This window comes from Paenibacillus sp. YSY-4.3, from assembly GCF_054767475.1.
In genome coordinates this window covers 1-16098 of the sequence record NZ_BAABMC010000008.1, presented here as the reverse complement: position 1 = coordinate 16098, position 16098 = coordinate 1, and the positions used below count along the sequence as shown (strand labels likewise).

The window sequence follows — 16098 nt, the reverse complement described above, 5'->3', positions numbered from 1 at the left end:
GCCTCCTTTGTAACAGCATATGCGCCCTGAATCTGGCGGGACACTAAGTTTAAAAACCCTGACCTAACTTGGCCCAACTAGAAGGCATGTCTCAGGCTATGATAGAATAGACTTGGTAATAAGAAGACTTCGAGGAGAGGACGAGTATTGGAATGGTTGTCTAATATAGTCGGTGTATTGTTTGAGTGGATACAGCAGCTTGGGTATTTCGGCATTATGCTGGGCCTCATGATTGAGGTTATCCCGAGTGAAATCGTGCTTGCTTACGGGGGATATCTCGTGTATGCAGGGCGCATCAGCTTCATCGGCGCGGTGATATTCGGCGTCATCGGCGGCGTGATCGCCCAACTGTTCGTGTATTGGATCGGACGCTACGGCGGCCGGCCGATCCTGGAGCGGTACGGCAAGTATATTCTGATCCAAAAAAAGCATATCGACTTATCCGAGGCATGGTTCTTGAAATATGGTTCAGGCGTTATTTTTACTGCCCGCTTCATTCCGGTAGTTAGGCACGCCATTTCCATTCCTGCAGGCATGGCCAAGATGCCCGTAAGCAAGTTTCTATGGCTGACGACGCTTGCCGTTATTCCATGGTCGGTATTGTTTGTTTACTTAGGTATGGTGCTGGGAGAGCAGTGGAAGGCAATCGATGAGAAGGCCGGGCCGTACATTATGCCGATTTTGCTCGTCGCTCTTGCGCTCTTGATCGGGTATTTTATCGTGAAATGGTATGGGGCGAACAAGAAGAAAGGAGAGAAATGATATGGGCGTTAATTTAAAGGATAAATTGGGCAAAGGCATTTCTCCGAAGCAATTTATGGATGGAATGCAGCGTAATCAAGAAGCGTTCCAATCCGGTTATGATGGCTTCAAGTGGGTGAGCGAGGAAGATCGCGCATTTTTTGAAGGCCTGCAGAACCGGAATGATCTGCGCGTGCTGATTTTGGCGGCAGACTGGTGCGGAGACGTCATTCGCAGCGTCCCGGTCATTTTTCGGGCACTCGAGGCAGCGGGAATCAGTACGGAACTCCTCATCTTGGAGGAGAATCAGGACGTCATGGACCATTTCCTGACCATGGGCGGCCGCGCCGTTCCGATTGTTATCGTGACGAACGCGGAAGGTGAGGTATTTGGACATTGGGGGCCGCGTCCGGCTGATGTGCAGGAGCTTATGATTCGCTTCAAGCAGGAGAACCCGGATCGCGAAGCTGCGGACTATGAGGAGAATATCGCCGTCGTTCGCAAGCAAATGGCCGTGAAATACGAAGAAGGGGCGGGAGTTAACGGCAAGGTCGTATCCGAACTGCGCGCGCTGCTCTCGAAATTTTAAAATGCTGAACATCGAGACATTTTCTCTAGGGCCGCTGCAGACCAACGCTTATTTAATTCGCGGGGAAGAGGGAGGCAAGGCCATTATCGTCGATCCCGGAATGAATCCTGCTCCCTTGATCCGTAGAATTGAAGGTCTTGAAATTGAAGCGATCCTGCTGACGCACGCCCATTTCGACCACATCGGCGGAGTGGATGAGATTCGCCGCTTGAAGCAGTGTCCCGTTTACTTACATTCCCTGGAGAGTGATTGGCTGACAACGCCGGCTCTTAACGGCTCGCTTCGCTGGGCGGAGGTATCGCCTCCAATCCAGAGCGATGCCGCAGAGTATGAGCTTGCTGAGGGACAGAAGCTGAAGCTGATCGGTCATGAGTTTACCGTATTCCATACGCCGGGCCATTCCCCGGGGAGCGTCAGCTTCTTATGCGGTAACGACCTATTCTCCGGAGATGTGCTGTTTCGGATGAGCGTAGGCCGCACGGATTTGCCGGGAGGCCGGGAGGTCGATCTGTATAATTCCATCCGCGGCAAGCTGTACCGTCTGCCGGACGAGGTGACGGTATATCCGGGCCATGGTCCGAAAACGACGATCGGATTCGAAAAGGCCAATAATCCGTACGTTTCCTGAACAGAAAATGCGAATTAGCGAGAATTAGCTACAAAAAGTGCAAAAATACTAGACAAAACTACATTCCTTTGCTAGGATGTATATTAATTAAATGTTTGTAACCTTTGCGAAGCACGCAAGCTGTGGAATTAGTCCCGGTTTGCGTTCTTTTTTTTGTCTTTTTTTCGGGTTGTGCAGCAAATGCAGGTAAGCAGGCGAGTCGCAGAATCAGGAAGGAGAGAGCAAGGTGAAGCGCAGCGTATCCTATGTTACGGATGAAGGCTTCGGCTATGAAATGGGAAAGAATAAGGGAGACATAGCGATTGCAGAGTCTTCAGCATCCGACATTTTCCGTTCATGGCGTCAGGTTGTCATTGCTTCGGGGCTGATCAACCAGCCTTGGCATCATAAGCTAATGCAAATACGCAAAGAACGATATGAATAGGCATGCTCGGAGGAGCTGAATGAGCGGTATGATATCCCCTCATTCGGCTCTATTTTTTGGAATTAATTTTTTATTATCATATTTGAACGATTTGTGTTGTCTGGGCGTATTATAGGTGCTATGGACAAAAAGGGGTGACACGATGCCTCAGGAGAGGGAATGGATCAAACGAGCTAAACAAGGCGATGCCGCCGCTCTCGCTTCACTAATACAACATCACTATTCGTTTGTGTACAAATACTTGGTGAAGGTAACCATGGAGCCTAAAACGGCCGAGGATTTGACCCAGGATACGATGCTGAAATGCATGGAGAATATACAGAGATACGATGGAACCTCCGCTTTTTCTTCATGGTTGATGACGATCGCGACGCGGTTGTTCATCGATGTGACCCGCCGCCGGAAGCGGGAACGGCAGTGGCTGGCGCAGGACGGCAGCTCCGATAGCTCCGATCGGTTGAAATGGCAATTCGAGACGAATCAGGAGGAATGGAGCGATTTGCTTGAGCTGCTCTCTAGGCTGTCTGCCGAGCACCGGATCGCCATCCTGCTGAAGCATTATTACGGATATAGCTACGATGAAATCGGAAGCATGCTGAATGTACCCGCAGGGACGGTCAAGTCCCGAGTCGCTTATGGGTTGCGTGAATTGCGAAAGGAGTTGAATCCCCATGAATCATAATGGACAAGACAAGGAGTTCGAGGACGAGCTTATTCATGAGCTGCTGAAGGACTTGCAGACCTTGGATCGCGTCGTTCCCGAGAAGCACGGGCCTTCGGCGGAGTCTTGGGAGTTGGTCGTGAAAGAGCGCTGGCGCATGATGGCCTGGATGAGAAGATGGGAAGTGTTGCTGTTCTGTTTCGTTGCCCTGCTGATGATTAGTGGCGGGTTCCTGTTCGCGCTATCGACGCCGGTCATTTATGCGCTGCTGCAAGGACTTGGAGTCATCGCGGCGGTAGTGATCGCCGTGGCGCTGCGCCCGGCCAGAAGGGAGAGAACGGAATGAATATGTCATTTAAGATTCAATCTGATCCGCTTCCTCCTTGGTGGGTGTTCGTGTTATCTGCTCTGCTGCTGCTGGTTCAAGGAACATGGATGTTTATCGATGCCCGCAAACGGGGAAGAAAAGCTTGGTTCTGGGGAGTATGGGGGGTTATCAATTGTCCCGGTCCGCTGATTGTATACTTGCTTGTCGTCGTGTGGGGCGATTATCGCAAGGCCAAAAAGAGAACGGGGGAATAGAAATATGGACATCGACATTAATTGGGGGTTGCTTGCGCCGGTAATCGCTCTGCAGCTCATTCTTATGATTACGGCCCTGGTTTCACTGATCCGGGCGCAAACGGTACGGGGAGCGAAATGGATTTGGGCACTGGTTATTATATTCGGAAATATGATCGGAAGCATCGTTTATTTTATATTCGGAAGGAAGGAGACTTAGATGTCATTTCTTCATGTGGATCAATTGACTAAAAAATTCGGTTCGCGCACCCCGGTCAAAGGGATTTCCTTTCAACTGGAGCGCGGAAGCTGTACCGCGCTGCTTGGGCCGAACGGGGCTGGAAAGACGACGACTATGCGCATGCTTGCTGGATTGATCTCGCCGTCCGATGGACGGATTACAGTTGAGGAACGGCTGCATTCCAGCGGGGAATACCGCTCGTTGATCGGATATTTGCCGCAGCATCCTGCGTTTTACGGCTGGATGACCGGAGAAGAATTCGTAATATATGCGGCAGGCTTAAGCGGGTTGGGCCGCCAAGATGCCCGGAAGCGGACGCTCGCTGTGCTGGAGCGGGTCGGCTTGGCCCAGGCTGCTAAACGGCGGATCGCAGGATATTCCGGAGGGATGAAGCAGCGGCTTGGCTTGGCTCAGGCGCTGGTCCATCAGCCGCAGCTGCTGCTGCTCGATGAGCCGGTATCGGCGCTAGATCCGATCGGTCGCCGCGAGGTGATGAATTTGCTGCAATCGCTTCGGACGGAGGCCACGATTCTATTCTCCACTCATGTGCTGCCTGACGCGGAGGAAATCTGTGACCGGATCATGATGATGCGGGATGGGGAGATTGTGGAGAATGGAGAACTGCAGGTGCTTGCCGACAAATATCGAAAACCGCAGCTCATCATTCAGGTGGAGCGAAATAACGCCGCAAATGAATGGCTGCAATCGCTCCGGGGCCGGCCATTTGTCCAGGATGCGCAAATTCAAGGCAGTACCGCTCAGTTAACCGTCAATAATATGGAGGATGCCAGACGTCTCATTTTGGGCGAGGTCACTTCGCGGGATATTCCTTTGCTCAGCTTTGAAACGGGCGCAACTTCGCTTGAGGAAATGTTCATGAAGGTGGTGACAGCATGAGGCAAGCATGGCTGATATATCAGAAGGAACTGCTTGGCATGGCTCGCAGCTATCAGCTGCTGTGGGTTCCCGTTGTATTGATGCTGCTCGTCGTTATGCAGCCGGTCACTTCGTATTATTTGCCAGAGATATTGGCTGCTTCAGGCAGCATGCCCGAAGAGCTGATTGCGGGCTTCCCGATTCCCGGGTCTGCCGAGGTCATGGCGAGCGTGCTCGGACAGTACAGCACTATCGGTGTACTTATTCTGGTCATTGCGGGAATGCAGGTCGTAGCCGGCGAGCGTTACGGGGGAACTGCCGCCTTGGTGCTTGTCCGGCCTGTAAGCTCGGCTTCCTTCATTTCTGCGAAGTGGGCAGGGCAGATGACCTTGATGCTTCTCTCCTTTACGGCAAGCTACGCAGCCGCATGGTACTATACTGTGCTGCTATTGGGTCCAGTTTCCTGGCGGGAAGGGTTGATTGCTGGGGGGCTGTATATTCTATGGCTGACATTTGCAATATCGTTGACTGTGCTGCTTAGTACTTTATTGCGCGGCAGCGCAGCCGCCGTGATTTCGCTGCTGCTGATGGGCGCTTTATCGCTAGGCTACAGCTTAGCACCCTCTTGGTTTTCTTGGAGTCCGGGCCGATTACTCGTGGAAGGGACTGCCGTATTCGGGGATACGGCGCTTAAGTCGGCAACTTTTCCTAGTATAATGACCGCATTACTAAGTTTTATTTGTATAGGTATTGCCGTATGGAGCTTGCGCCGGCAATCCATCCCTGATCTCAGGGGAGACTGAACCTTGAATTTCGCATTTTACCGCAGAAGTCTACAAAATCCCTGAAACGCTTGACCAATCTCGCTTATTTTTAGTAGGATAGTAAAATAACTGAGAGTAAATATCAGGGAGGTAGACGATGCTGCAATTGGGAGAGAAGGTTGTTATCGTCGGCGATGCTTTTGAGCAGAATCTTCCTGTTGGGGAATATGGCTATATTATTGCTTATGACCGTAATCCGGACAATGTGTTCGATTACGTTGTGCGGTCTCCAAAGACGGGGCGGAATTATTTTGTCCCATCCCAGGATGTGGAATCTGAAGAGCTGCTGATTGAGCAAGAAGTAGAGCGCACCACCCAGGAAGCGTTGATCGACTACGCACTGGCTACGTACAACGAGAAGTTGTTCCACCAAGTCATCAATGGAGAAGATTCTCAAGCGGAGGAGCAAGGAGAACCAACAAAGGAAGTTATGTCTCAGGCGGAATTCATCAAGCAGGTGAATTTGCGAGCTTGGATTTAGAGAAAAGGGCCGGCTATGCCGGCCTTTTTTGAGTTTTGTTTCGCTTTGCGGCCGCTGTTTGAGTTTATTCAAGCTTCGCGTTAATGGATTGAATTGTAGGATAATCTACAATATAATTTTAATCATCTATGCGGACATGTTAGAATGGACAAATCAAGTCCCGTCAGGGAAGGTACAAGGAGGATTCCGGTATGAGCATCGAAATTAAAGATGTTGAACATGTGGCCAGGCTGGCCCGTTTGAATTTGACGGATGAAGAGCGGGAAATGTTCACGGAACAATTGAACGCTATTTTACAATATGCCGAGAAGTTGAACGAGCTGGATACGGAGGGCGTTGAACCGACGACTCACGTGCTGCGCCTCAACAATGTTATGCGCGATGATGTCGTGGCGGAGAGCCTGACGCAAGAGAAAGTATTCCGCAATGCTCCTGAGGAAGAGGATGGGCAATTCAAGGTGCCTGCCGTTCTGGAGTAAGCGGAGCCTGAGCTGAGTTCTGCAGAAGAAGATGCAGCGCCTGTGAAGGTGCTGCCAACAAATGTGCTGTCCCAGTGGACATGCTGCTAAATTTCGGAAGGAGGAAGCGGTTGTGACGCTTTTTGATTTACGTTTGCAGGATATACATAACCAGCTCCGCAACAAGGAGTTATCGGTTACCGATCTAGTTAATGAAGCCTTTGCCAAGATCGGGGAGAGAGAGGAACGGATCGGCGCTTATTTGACGCTGAATGAAGCAGGCGCTCGCGCGGAAGCGGCGCGGATGGATGACAAGCTTGTTAGTGGGGAGGATCTAGGATTGCTGTTCGGACTGCCGATCGGCGTGAAGGACAATATGGTGACGGAGGGACTGCGTACAACCTGTGCGAGCCAGTTTCTGTCCAACTACGATCCGATTTACGACGGCACGGTCATTTCCAAGCTGAAGCAGGCGGAGTCTATAATGATCGGCAAATTGAATATGGACGAGTTCGCGATGGGTGGTTCCAATGAGAACTCAAGCTTCCATCCGGTACGCAATCCTTGGGATTTGACTCGGGTACCAGGCGGCTCCAGCGGCGGTTCGGCTGCTGCCGTGGCTGCAGGTGAAGCTTATTTTGCGTTAGGCTCGGATACGGGCGGCTCCATTCGTCAACCGGCCGCGTACTGTGGTGTAGTTGGCTTGAAGCCGACTTATGGCCTCGTCTCCAGATACGGTTTGGTAGCCTTTGCATCATCGCTTGATCAAATCGGGCCAATCACTAAAAATGTGGAGGATGCCGCTTACCTGCTGCAGGCGATCGCCGGATACGATCCAAAGGATTCTACATCGGCACAGGTGGATATTCCGAATTACGCCAGCGCGTTGACCGGGGATATCGCCGGGCTTCGCATCGCCGTGCCGAAGGAATACCTGGAGGGCGTTGACCCGCAAATCAAGGCTTCCGTAATGGAGGCATTACGCCTGCTCGAAAGCCTGGGCGCCGTGTGGGAGGAAGTTTCGCTTCCGCATACCGAGTATGCCGTAGCGGCGTATTATTTGCTGGCTTCTTCGGAGGCATCCTCGAACCTGTCGCGCTTTGACGGTGTTCGTTACGGGGTCAGGGCCGATCATGCCGGCGGCCTGCTTGATCTTTACCACGAGTCCCGCAGCCAAGGCTTTGGGCCGGAGGTTAAGCGGCGCATTATGCTAGGAACTTACGCTCTTAGCTCCGGATACTACGATGCTTACTATTTAAAAGCACAGAAAGTGCGTACGTTGATCAAGCGTGATTTCGACCAAACCTTTGAGAAATACGATGTCATCGTCGGACCGACGACGCCGACGACGGCGTTCCAGATGGGCTCCCAGGTGGATGATCCGCTGACGATGTATTTGAATGATATATTGACGATTCCGGTCAGTCTTGCCGGAGTGCCGGCGCTTAGCGTGCCATGCGGCTTTGCGGATGGGCTTCCGATCGGTCTGCAATTTATCGGCAAAGCATTTGATGAAAGCACGATATTGCGGCTAGCCCATGCTTTTGAAGCCAATAGCGACCATCACAAGCGCCGCCCAGCGTTGTAAGGGATAGCAGGATTGTTTCACTAAAGTGTTCAGGAGGATCAATATGTCAATATCCAAATATGAAACGGTAATTGGGCTGGAAGTGCATGTGGAGCTGCATACGAAATCGAAAATTTTCTGCGGCTGCTCCACCGAATTTGGCGCCCCGCCTAACAGTCATACATGCCCGGTCTGTCTCGGACATCCCGGGGTACTGCCTGTGCTTAACCGCCAGGCCGTCGATTACGCGATGAAAGCCGCGATGGCTCTCAATTGCGAAATTGCTGACGTCAGCAAGTTTGACCGGAAGAATTATTTCTATCCCGACTCTCCGAAGGCCTATCAAATTTCCCAATTCGACCAGCCGATCGGGCAGAATGGGTATATCGATATCGAAGTTGACGGCAAGACGAAGCGCATCGGCATAACCCGTCTTCATTTGGAGGAGGACGCGGGCAAGCTGACCCATATTGATGGAGGCTATGCCTCGCTTGTCGATTTCAACCGCGTCGGCACTCCACTGGTGGAGATCGTATCTGAGCCGGAAATTTCTTCGCCGGAGGAGGCGAAGGCTTATTTGGAGAAGCTGCGTGCAATTATGCAGTACTGCGACGTATCCGATGTGAAGATGGAAGAGGGCTCAATGCGCTGCGATGCGAATATCAGCCTTCGCCCGGTAGGCCAGAAGGAACTGGGTACCCGGGCTGAGCTTAAGAACATGAACTCGTACCGCGGCGTGCAGCGCGGATTGGAATATGAGCAATACCGTCAGGCTGAAATATTGGATGAAGGCGGAGAAGTTGTTCAAGAGACGCGGCGCTGGGATGAGACCCAGGGCAAGACCTTCTCTATGCGCGGCAAGGAAGAAGCGCATGACTACCGCTATTTCCCGGACCCGGATTTAGTTACACTCCATATCGACCAAGCGTGGAAGGATCGGATCCGAGCATCCATTCCTGAGCTTCCAGATGCACGTAAGGTACGCTATACCGAGCAGTTCGGCCTTCCTGGCTATGATGCAGAGGTCATTACCTCATCTATAGCGCTGGCCGATTTGTTCGAGAGCAGCCTGGAGTTCACGGAGGATGCCAAATCGGTATCCAACTGGATCATGGGCGACCTGCTCGGATACTTGAATACTAACGGGCAAGAGTTGTCCGATGTGAAGCTGACCGGCCAAGGGCTGGGCGAAATGATCGGCCTGATCGAGAAAGGAACGATCAGCTCCAAGATCGCCAAGACCGTGTTCAAAGAAATGCTTCAGAGCGGCAAGCTGCCTCAGCAAATCGTCGAGGAGCAGGGCCTTGTCCAAATTAGCGACGAAGGAGCCATTTTGGCGATCGTTAATGAAGTCGTTGCCGACAATCCGGCCTCTGTCGAGGATTACAAGGCCGGCAAGGAGAAGGCGATCGGCTTCCTAGTAGGCCAAGTGATGAAGCGCAGTAAAGGTAAAGCCAATCCTGGACTTGTTAATAAGCTGCTTGTCGACGTATTGAAAGGTTAGAGTGTGTCTGGTTCCAATATTGTTTAAATGAAGAAGGGGGCGGAAGCATGATTACACCGCTATCGCTGCATGATCTGGAGACCGCTGAACAAATTTGGAGCCTGCAGCATGCGGCGTACCGACTTGAGGCGCACGCGGTAGGAGTTAAGTATCTGCCCCCGCTTCCTGATACATTCGAGACTTTGATGAACAGCCCCGAGTCTTTCTACGGGGAAGTAACCCCGGAGGGCGAGGTTCTCGGTGCGATCGCTGTTACCGTTAAGAAGGATGGGGAGGTCGAGATTACGCGCCTTATGGTGCATCCTCAGCATCTCCGCCAGGGAATCGGCAGATCATTATTGTGTTTTGTTATTGGGAATTATCCGGATACAGCGCTGTTCGAGGTGAAGGCGGGCACGTTAAACGTCCCGGCTGTTTCGCTGTACGAGCAGCAGGGCTTCGTGGCTGCCGGCACATTAATGGCGATTCCGAATGTAGAATTAACGATATACCAGCTTGAACCTCTGAAACTCTCCTCTATATAGGAGAGTTTCTTTGCATTCCCTGATGAACTCAATATACTGATTCCTGAAGAGAAAACGTCTCCCGCCAGTACCTTCCAAGTTACGAACAGTGCTGAAATCGGTTATTATTAGTCAAAAGGAGGATGGATATGACACCGGATCGAATGACCGCAAGCGGCGCAGCGCGACACAACAAAAAGCCCGTGCCGATGGGGAATGTCAAACGTTACAGACCCAGACGCCTCAAACGAAAATTCATGGCTTGTATGCTCTCGGCTCTGCTTCCGGGTCTGGGCCATCTTTATTTGCGAATGTTCTGGCGAGGCATAGCTATTATATATTTTCTTATCCTGGATGCTTCGACATTAATTTATTTTTCGTCCGTGCGAATGACCATTAATATTCCCTTTTTGTTCCTGCTTGGAATAATGATTCCCGTGATGTATTTTTACAGCATTTATGATGTGCTGCAATCTACGGATGTCGTCAATGCGAGAGTAAGAAGTGAAAGTGCTCCAAGAGAAGAGTCTGCCAGATCCAAGGAGCATGTCTGGAGAGGGATTCTCTCGGGACTTCTGTTGATTGCGGGCGGCGGTTTGATATTCCTGCTTAGCCAGAAGCCGCCTTGGCTTGCTGCGCTCATTCAGGCAAGTGCGGGTTATTCGGTAGCGGTGCTGCTTGTTCTGAGCGGAGCGGCATTGCTGATTCGGGAAGGACGCCGCCGCCTGTTTAGAACCGGCCGGATGACCGCCTCGCTGCTGCTTATAGGCATAGGAATCATACTTCTGGTCGATGTCGCTACGGGAAGCAATTTTATGCTTCGTTTACTGAATTGGTGGCCGCTGCTTCTCGTTGTCGCCGGACTTGAGCAAATCTACGTATTTTTGTGGAATCGCCGGAAAACTGCTTATCCTTTGCGACTGCTCCGCGTTGACATTAAAGGACTGTTGCTATCGATCTTTGTGGCGTTCTCCGTCTTTGTAGTAACGCAGCAGGATCATTATATGCATTTATGGAACCGGGTGAGTCTCGATTTAACGGCGGCCGGTACGGATTTCAGTGCAGAGGAAGGATACTCCCTGACCAAGGATCAGCTGGAAATTCCAATTGACTTAAGTACAGAGCAGATTGTTCTTAATGGCGTTAACGGAAATATCGACGTAAGGAGAGCTGAAATCGAAGGGATTCGCGTAGAGAGCACAGTATGGGTGGATCAATTGCCGGCTGAGGAAGCTAAGCCTGTGGCAGAGGAGACCGAGCTGCAGGTGATTGAAGGGAAGACGTTGACCTTGAATGTGAAGGATAAAGTCTACGGTGCTTCCGGCAAGAGGCATCCACGCATGAATATGACTGTATTTTTGCCGGAGAACCGTTTTTTGGATATCGATATAAGTACTTCAAACGGCAAAATCAAAATGAGCGGCGTTCGCGCCTTGAAGCAAATCAAGCTGCAGACGGGCAACGGGGATCTGAAGCTCTGGGACGTCAACGGCGACGTGACGGCAAAGACGCTAAATGGCGATGCGGAAATGTACCGGATATTCGGTAATGTCAGTGTAGATACCCAAGGCGGGAACATGATGGGGAACATGATCACTGGACAGGTGTCCATGTCTACTTTAGTCGGCAATATTGCCCTTATGAACGTGGATGACGATATTCATGTCGCGACTAAGAATGGCAACATCGTTATCAATGGCGTTGCTGCGGCATTAAAAGCCGAATCTTTGAATGGCAAAATTCAGATCGAATCGCCGCAGATTGAAGGGGACTGGAGTGTGTATAGCGCGGTAGGCGAGATGACATTAACCATTCCGGAGGAAGGCGATTACACGCTGGAAGGCTCCAGCGGATATGGAGATATTTTGACGGAGCTGCCGTTTGCCGTTGATAATAAAACAATCCATGGCATTGTCGGCGAAGGGGAATATTTGGTTAAGGTCGAAGGCAACAGTAATTTATTTGTGAACAAACGAATAATCGATGAATCCGCACTCCGTTGACAAAAGATTTATTGTAAAAGTACAATAAAGTTGTAAGAAGAAGAAGAGGGAGCAGTGAACAACCTCTTAAAGGCGGTGGACATAATGACTACGCGGGTACAGCATGCTCTGGATCAATTGAAACAGAGCGGGGTTCGAATTACGCCGCAGCGTCATGCCATTTTAACGTTTCTTATGGAATCGATGGGCCATCCGACGGCAGATGAAATCTACCGTGCTTTAGCGCCCCGTTTTCCGAATATGAGCGTGGCAACAGTTTATAACAATCTTAAGATGTTTATAGAAGCTGGCATGGTTCGGGAGCTGACCTATGGGGATAACTCCAGCCGTTTTGACGCGGACGTCTCGAATCATTATCATGTAATATGTGAGAAGTGTGGAAAAATTAAAGACTTCACTTACTCCTCGTTGGAGGATGTGGAACAAAAGGCCGAGGAGATGACCGGCTTCCAGGTGCATGGTCACCGATTGGAACTTTACGGGGTTTGCGGCGATTGCCGGGAACAATAATCATTTGACCTGCGGGTTTGGAAGAACGTGACGGATTCCTTCGTGGATTCTTCACGTTCTTGTTTTTTAGCCCCGTATGGTGCTGCCGCATCGAAATTATTATTTCTTTTTGATGGAGGTACTGCGGATTGAAGAATAGAAGAACGGCTCGCATTAGGCGCAAGCGCGGGGGCCGATTTAAGTGGTTTGTCGTACTTGTGCTGTTTGCGGCCGGAGCGTATTGGGCTGCGTCTGAGCTACTGCCAAGCTGGGAGCATGCCGATCCGGACTGGAAGGGGAAGTTCGAGAAGCCGATATTCGTTGCAGGCGAAGTGATGGATCTGCCCGCTTTGGACAGCGGGGAGGGGCTTAAGCTTCCTTTTTCGGTGATCGAGTCGGAAGTTGATCCCAATGTAAGATATGAAGAAGAAACAAAGTCGGTCATTTTGACTACACAGCGCAAGCTTGTATTGATGAAGATGGACGATATGAATGGGCAGATCAACAACAAGCCAGTTCAACTGCTGTTTGCGCCTGTCGAGAAGGACGGGAACTTATATCTGCCGGCCTATTTGCTGAAGGAATTATATGGCATTGAGGTCCATGAAGATGCCGCTTCCGGTACAGTGCTGTTATATCGGGCCGGGGAGACGATTCAAATGGCTCACGTTCAAAGTACCAGCACGAGGAAGGACGCTACGGTGGCTCTGCGGCAGGGCAATAGCATTCATACCCCGATTTTAGCGGAGATGAAGCCGGGAGAGCGGCTGCGGATTTTGGACGAGACTGATGATTGGTATCATGCCCAACTGAATAACGGCTATGCCGGATATGTGAAGAAAAAGAATGTCACAGTGGATGAGCAAGTGGTGGTTCCACCGCTGGAAGAGCAGGAGATTCCTCCGGCCAAACAAAAGTGGCAGTCCAAAGTCGTCAATCTGACCTGGGAGGCCGTGTACAACGTAGCACCGAAGCCTTCCTCGATCGGGGAGTTGCCCGGGGTAAACGTAGTTAGTCCTACCTGGTTTTCGCTTGTGGACGGCAAAGGAAATGTGCAAAGCAAGGCTGATCGCGCTTATGTAGAGTGGGCGCATGGCCGGGGCATGCAGGTGTGGGGCTTGTTCAGCAACAGCTTCGAGCCGGAAATTACGTCGGAATCCTTATCGACATTCGAGCGGCGGATAACTACGATCCTGCAAATGCTGTATTATGCGAAGTTATACGATTTGGACGGCATTAATATCGATTATGAAAATGTTTATACAAAGGATGGGGCCAATTTAACCCAATTCATGAGGGAATTATGGCCATTGGCACAGGAACAGGGACTGGTGGTCTCCATAGACGTGACTCCGAAGTCGAATAGCGAAATGTGGTCCGCGTTTTTGGACCGCAGAGCTTTGGGGAAGGTTACGGACTACTTGATCGTGATGGCTTACGATGAGCATTGGGCCGCAAGCCCGGTTGCGGGTTCTGTTGCTTCCTTGCCGTGGGTCCGTTCGTCGATGACGCGGATTATTGAAGAGGATGATGTTCCTCCGGGCAAGCTGATTTTGGGCATACCGTTATATACGCGGGTATGGACGGAAACTGAAGAAGACGGGGCAACCAAGGTGAAGTCCAAGGCCATTGGCATGAAAAAGGCCCAGGAGATCATAAAGGAAAAATCCCTGAAGCCTCAGCTTTCGGAAGAAACCGGACAGAATTATGTCGAGTATCGGGAAAACGGAGCTCTCCACCGAATTTGGCTGGAAGACAAAGATTCACTGGCTCGCCGGGTGGAGTTGGCAAAGTCGCTTCAGCTCGGAGGGGTAGCAACGTGGAATCGGAGCTTTGCGTCGAGCGAAGCCTGGGATGTGCTGAGCAAAATCGCGAAATAGGCATGGTTAAACATAAAGAAGGCGGGACCTTAGGAGGTTCCCGCCTTCTTTATGTTTACGTCAGTCGGCTGACTGTACTGCAGTTTTTTGTTGTTGCAGTTGATCTACTGTTATGTTCGCCCGCTCCGGATCTAAGGTTAGCATTGTTTTACAGAACATGCAGCGATCCGTCTTGCCTAGCATCTTGGTTAATTTATGGCATTCCGGGCATTCCAGCTGTACGGCAGAAGTGGACAACATGCCGGCGATGAAATAAACGGCCAAGCTTCCGAGCATAGCGACAAGTCCGATGACTAGCCCGATCCCGGCAACGACTTTACCGGATTGTCCCCAGAAGACGATGCCAGCTGTGCCGAGGACCATAAGCCCCATGCCTAGCATGGTCAGGAGTAGGCCCCATAGTCTGAATTCATTGATTTTGCTTGATTTAAAGAACATTTGAGCAAACCCCAATTCATGTTTTTTTTTTAGGACGCTGCCTTAGAAAAAGCAGGAAACTTCAATATAGCGTAGAACTATATTATAACGAATTGGTGGAATAACGCCAAGGTAGGGGGATATCGTGGAACCAACTATTTTTTCATTGGTTGATGAAGACAGCGTCGGCCGGCAAGCCTTGGGCGCTATCGGATACCGTCATGACAAAGGGGAATTTCGCAGTTCGCTCGTATACGACTTTGAACTGGTTGTTATCACGGTATGTGAAGGGCGAAATGAGGCCGGCATCGAAATTGAGCATTGCTCGAACGGAGACATTCAATACCAATTGCTCTATATTGGCAATGAGGATTTAAAACGCTGGGTAATGACCGGTGAGAACCGGGAAATTGTACAGTGTTTTTTACATGGAGAAATTATTTGGGACGTCGAGGGGGGATTGGCTCGATTACGCAAAGAGATTATCGATTTTGGGGAAGATATGAAAGAACAACGCAAATTTATTGAATTTGCCAAGTTTCTGAAAGTGTATATTGAAGCGAAGCGTTATACCCAGGATCTTGATTTCCTTGATGCTTATTATCATGTTCTTCAGGCTTTAAAGCATTATGCAAGGATCGAATTGATTGAGCAGGGGATGCTGCCGGAGAATAGTGTGTGGGAGCAGGTGCGTCCGCTTAATTCCGTAGTTTATAAGTTGTTTGACGAGCTGACGGATAACAAGGAGACGTTGGAGCAGCGGATTCAGCTTGTGCTCCTGGCTTGCGAGTTTACGATTATATCCAAAATGGCCGACTGCTGTGCGGTCCTGCTTCGCATATTATCAAGCCGCAAAGAAGGGTGGAGCATTCAGGAACTCAGACAATTGCCAGAGCTAGTTCATGTCCGGGAGGAAGTTCCGATGATACTGCGTAAGCTGGTGCACCATTCCTTGGCGAAAGAGACTACAAAGGATCCTAAGGGATACGGCGGGGAGGATCGGGAACTCAAGTATTTAGCGGTAAATTATGATGTAATACATTTCCAGGACAATAAATATAAATAGAGATTGACTCTTCTGTACGATCTGTGTTAAATTAAATCTCGCCCCTTCAAGGCATCAAGTTTTGTAGAATCTTATACAGGCAACAGCCTAAAAAAGTTTTTAAAAAAACTTGTTGACTTAATCCGGGTGATCATGATATATTATAAGAGTCGCTGCTGAAACAACGGCGGTGCACAAAACGAGAA

20 protein-coding genes are annotated in these 16098 nt (G+C 50.4%); 19 read left to right on the top strand and 1 reads right to left on the bottom strand.

Annotated elements, in window-relative coordinates; genetic code table 11:
- Positions 1-147: 147 nt before the first annotated feature.
- The 18 genes from uptA to ACYUJT_RS20750 all read left to right on the top strand — a co-directional run bounded on the left by uptA (position 148) and on the right by ACYUJT_RS20750 (position 14430).
- On the top strand, positions 148-762 hold the full coding sequence (gene uptA, locus ACYUJT_RS20835) for an undecaprenyl phosphate transporter UptA (RefSeq protein ID WP_460325876.1): 615 nt from the start codon (positions 148-150) through the stop codon (positions 760-762).
- 1 nt (position 763) lies between these two features.
- On the top strand, positions 764-1330 hold the full coding sequence (locus ACYUJT_RS20830; RefSeq protein WP_460325874.1) for a thioredoxin family protein: 567 nt from the start codon (positions 764-766) through the stop codon (positions 1328-1330).
- Position 1331: 1 nt separating this feature from the next.
- Positions 1332-1958, top strand: coding sequence for an MBL fold metallo-hydrolase (locus ACYUJT_RS20825; RefSeq protein WP_460325872.1), 627 nt, complete (start codon positions 1332-1334; stop codon positions 1956-1958).
- A gap of 226 nt (positions 1959-2184) precedes the next feature.
- Positions 2185-2382 carry a hypothetical protein gene (locus tag ACYUJT_RS20820; protein WP_460325870.1) on the top strand — a complete coding sequence of 66 codons (198 nt, stop codon included), beginning with the start codon at positions 2185-2187 and terminating at the stop codon, positions 2380-2382.
- 142 nt (positions 2383-2524) lie between these two features.
- Positions 2525-3064, top strand: coding sequence for an RNA polymerase sigma factor SigY (sigY, locus tag ACYUJT_RS20815; protein ID WP_460325868.1), 540 nt, complete (start codon positions 2525-2527; stop codon positions 3062-3064).
- Positions 3054-3389, top strand: coding sequence for a DUF5345 family protein (locus ACYUJT_RS20810; protein WP_460325866.1), 336 nt, complete (start codon positions 3054-3056; stop codon positions 3387-3389). Before sigY ends, ACYUJT_RS20810 begins: the two co-directional genes overlap by 11 nt.
- Positions 3386-3625 (top strand): hypothetical protein, encoded by a 240-nt coding sequence (locus ACYUJT_RS20805; RefSeq protein ID WP_460325864.1) that lies wholly within the window; start codon positions 3386-3388, stop codon positions 3623-3625. Before ACYUJT_RS20810 ends, ACYUJT_RS20805 begins: the two co-directional genes overlap by 4 nt.
- Positions 3626-3629: 4 nt before the next feature.
- Positions 3630-3824, top strand: a complete 195-nt coding sequence (locus tag ACYUJT_RS20800) for a PLD nuclease N-terminal domain-containing protein (RefSeq protein ID WP_460325862.1) — start codon at positions 3630-3632, stop codon at positions 3822-3824.
- Positions 3825-4742 carry an ABC transporter ATP-binding protein gene (locus ACYUJT_RS20795; protein WP_460325860.1) on the top strand — a complete coding sequence of 306 codons (918 nt, stop codon included), beginning with the start codon at positions 3825-3827 and terminating at the stop codon, positions 4740-4742.
- Positions 4739-5524 carry an ABC transporter permease gene (locus tag ACYUJT_RS20790; protein WP_460325858.1) on the top strand — a complete coding sequence of 262 codons (786 nt, stop codon included), beginning with the start codon at positions 4739-4741 and terminating at the stop codon, positions 5522-5524. Before ACYUJT_RS20795 ends, ACYUJT_RS20790 begins: the two co-directional genes overlap by 4 nt.
- Before the next feature lie 118 nt (positions 5525-5642).
- Positions 5643-6026, top strand: coding sequence for an ATPase (locus tag ACYUJT_RS20785; protein WP_460325856.1), 384 nt, complete (start codon positions 5643-5645; stop codon positions 6024-6026).
- Positions 6027-6217: 191 nt separating this feature from the next.
- Positions 6218-6505, top strand: a complete 288-nt coding sequence (gatC, locus tag ACYUJT_RS20780) for an Asp-tRNA(Asn)/Glu-tRNA(Gln) amidotransferase subunit GatC (RefSeq protein WP_460325854.1) — start codon at positions 6218-6220, stop codon at positions 6503-6505.
- Between the two features lie 112 nt (positions 6506-6617).
- Positions 6618-8072 carry an Asp-tRNA(Asn)/Glu-tRNA(Gln) amidotransferase subunit GatA gene (gatA, locus tag ACYUJT_RS20775; protein ID WP_460325852.1) on the top strand — a complete coding sequence of 485 codons (1455 nt, stop codon included), beginning with the start codon at positions 6618-6620 and terminating at the stop codon, positions 8070-8072.
- Between the two features lie 43 nt (positions 8073-8115).
- The gene (gene gatB / locus ACYUJT_RS20770; protein WP_460325850.1) at positions 8116-9555 is read left to right on the top strand and encodes an Asp-tRNA(Asn)/Glu-tRNA(Gln) amidotransferase subunit GatB; all 1440 of its coding nucleotides are present in this window, start codon (positions 8116-8118) and stop codon (positions 9553-9555) included.
- A gap of 47 nt (positions 9556-9602) precedes the next feature.
- A complete protein-coding gene (locus ACYUJT_RS20765; protein WP_460325848.1) occupies positions 9603-10079 on the top strand; it encodes a GNAT family N-acetyltransferase in 477 nt (158 codons plus the stop codon).
- 128 nt (positions 10080-10207) lie between these two features.
- Positions 10208-12061, top strand: coding sequence for a DUF4097 family beta strand repeat-containing protein (locus tag ACYUJT_RS20760; protein ID WP_460325846.1), 1854 nt, complete (start codon positions 10208-10210; stop codon positions 12059-12061).
- A gap of 84 nt (positions 12062-12145) precedes the next feature.
- Entirely contained in the window at positions 12146-12571 is a 426-nt protein-coding gene (locus ACYUJT_RS20755) for a Fur family transcriptional regulator (protein WP_460326202.1), read from the top strand.
- 128 nt (positions 12572-12699) lie between these two features.
- Positions 12700-14430, top strand: coding sequence for a glycosyl hydrolase family 18 protein (locus ACYUJT_RS20750; protein WP_460325844.1), 1731 nt, complete (start codon positions 12700-12702; stop codon positions 14428-14430).
- Between the two features lie 60 nt (positions 14431-14490).
- Here ACYUJT_RS20750 and ACYUJT_RS20745 read toward each other — a convergent pair whose 3' ends face one another.
- Positions 14491-14868: a DUF2614 family zinc ribbon-containing protein gene (locus tag ACYUJT_RS20745; protein WP_460325842.1), complete on the bottom strand. Its 378-nt coding sequence runs from the start codon at positions 14866-14868 to the stop codon at positions 14491-14493.
- Between the two features lie 124 nt (positions 14869-14992).
- Here ACYUJT_RS20745 and ACYUJT_RS20740 point away from each other — a divergent pair, with 124 nt between their 5' ends.
- The gene (locus ACYUJT_RS20740) at positions 14993-15913 is read left to right on the top strand and encodes a nucleotidyltransferase-like protein (RefSeq protein WP_460325840.1); all 921 of its coding nucleotides are present in this window, start codon (positions 14993-14995) and stop codon (positions 15911-15913) included.
- Positions 15914-16098 lie beyond the last annotated feature (185 nt).

Bases quoted from the DNA above. Each gene is read 5' to 3' on its own strand.
- ACYUJT_RS20830 (WP_460325874.1), top strand. From the start codon at position 764: ATGGGCGTTAATTTAAAGGATAAATTGGGCAAAGGCATTTCTCCGAAG.
- ACYUJT_RS20825 (WP_460325872.1), top strand. From the start codon at position 1,332: ATGCTGAACATCGAGACATTTTCTCTAGGGCCGCTGCAGACCAACGCT.
- sigY (WP_460325868.1), top strand. From the start codon at position 2,525: ATGCCTCAGGAGAGGGAATGGATCAAACGAGCTAAACAAGGCGATGCC.
- ACYUJT_RS20810 (WP_460325866.1), top strand. From the start codon at position 3,054: ATGAATCATAATGGACAAGACAAGGAGTTCGAGGACGAGCTTATTCAT.
- ACYUJT_RS20805 (WP_460325864.1), top strand. From the start codon at position 3,386: ATGAATATGTCATTTAAGATTCAATCTGATCCGCTTCCTCCTTGGTGG.
- ACYUJT_RS20800 (WP_460325862.1), top strand. From the start codon at position 3,630: ATGGACATCGACATTAATTGGGGGTTGCTTGCGCCGGTAATCGCTCTG.
- ACYUJT_RS20795 (WP_460325860.1), top strand. From the start codon at position 3,825: ATGTCATTTCTTCATGTGGATCAATTGACTAAAAAATTCGGTTCGCGC.
- ACYUJT_RS20790 (WP_460325858.1), top strand. From the start codon at position 4,739: ATGAGGCAAGCATGGCTGATATATCAGAAGGAACTGCTTGGCATGGCT.
- ACYUJT_RS20785 (WP_460325856.1), top strand. From the start codon at position 5,643: ATGCTGCAATTGGGAGAGAAGGTTGTTATCGTCGGCGATGCTTTTGAG.
- gatC (WP_460325854.1), top strand. From the start codon at position 6,218: ATGAGCATCGAAATTAAAGATGTTGAACATGTGGCCAGGCTGGCCCGT.
- gatB (WP_460325850.1), top strand. From the start codon at position 8,116: ATGTCAATATCCAAATATGAAACGGTAATTGGGCTGGAAGTGCATGTG.
- ACYUJT_RS20765 (WP_460325848.1), top strand. From the start codon at position 9,603: ATGATTACACCGCTATCGCTGCATGATCTGGAGACCGCTGAACAAATT.
- ACYUJT_RS20760 (WP_460325846.1), top strand. From the start codon at position 10,208: ATGACACCGGATCGAATGACCGCAAGCGGCGCAGCGCGACACAACAAA.
- ACYUJT_RS20755 (WP_460326202.1), top strand. From the start codon at position 12,146: ATGACTACGCGGGTACAGCATGCTCTGGATCAATTGAAACAGAGCGGG.
- ACYUJT_RS20745 (WP_460325842.1), bottom strand. From the start codon at position 14,868: ATGTTCTTTAAATCAAGCAAAATCAATGAATTCAGACTATGGGGCCTA.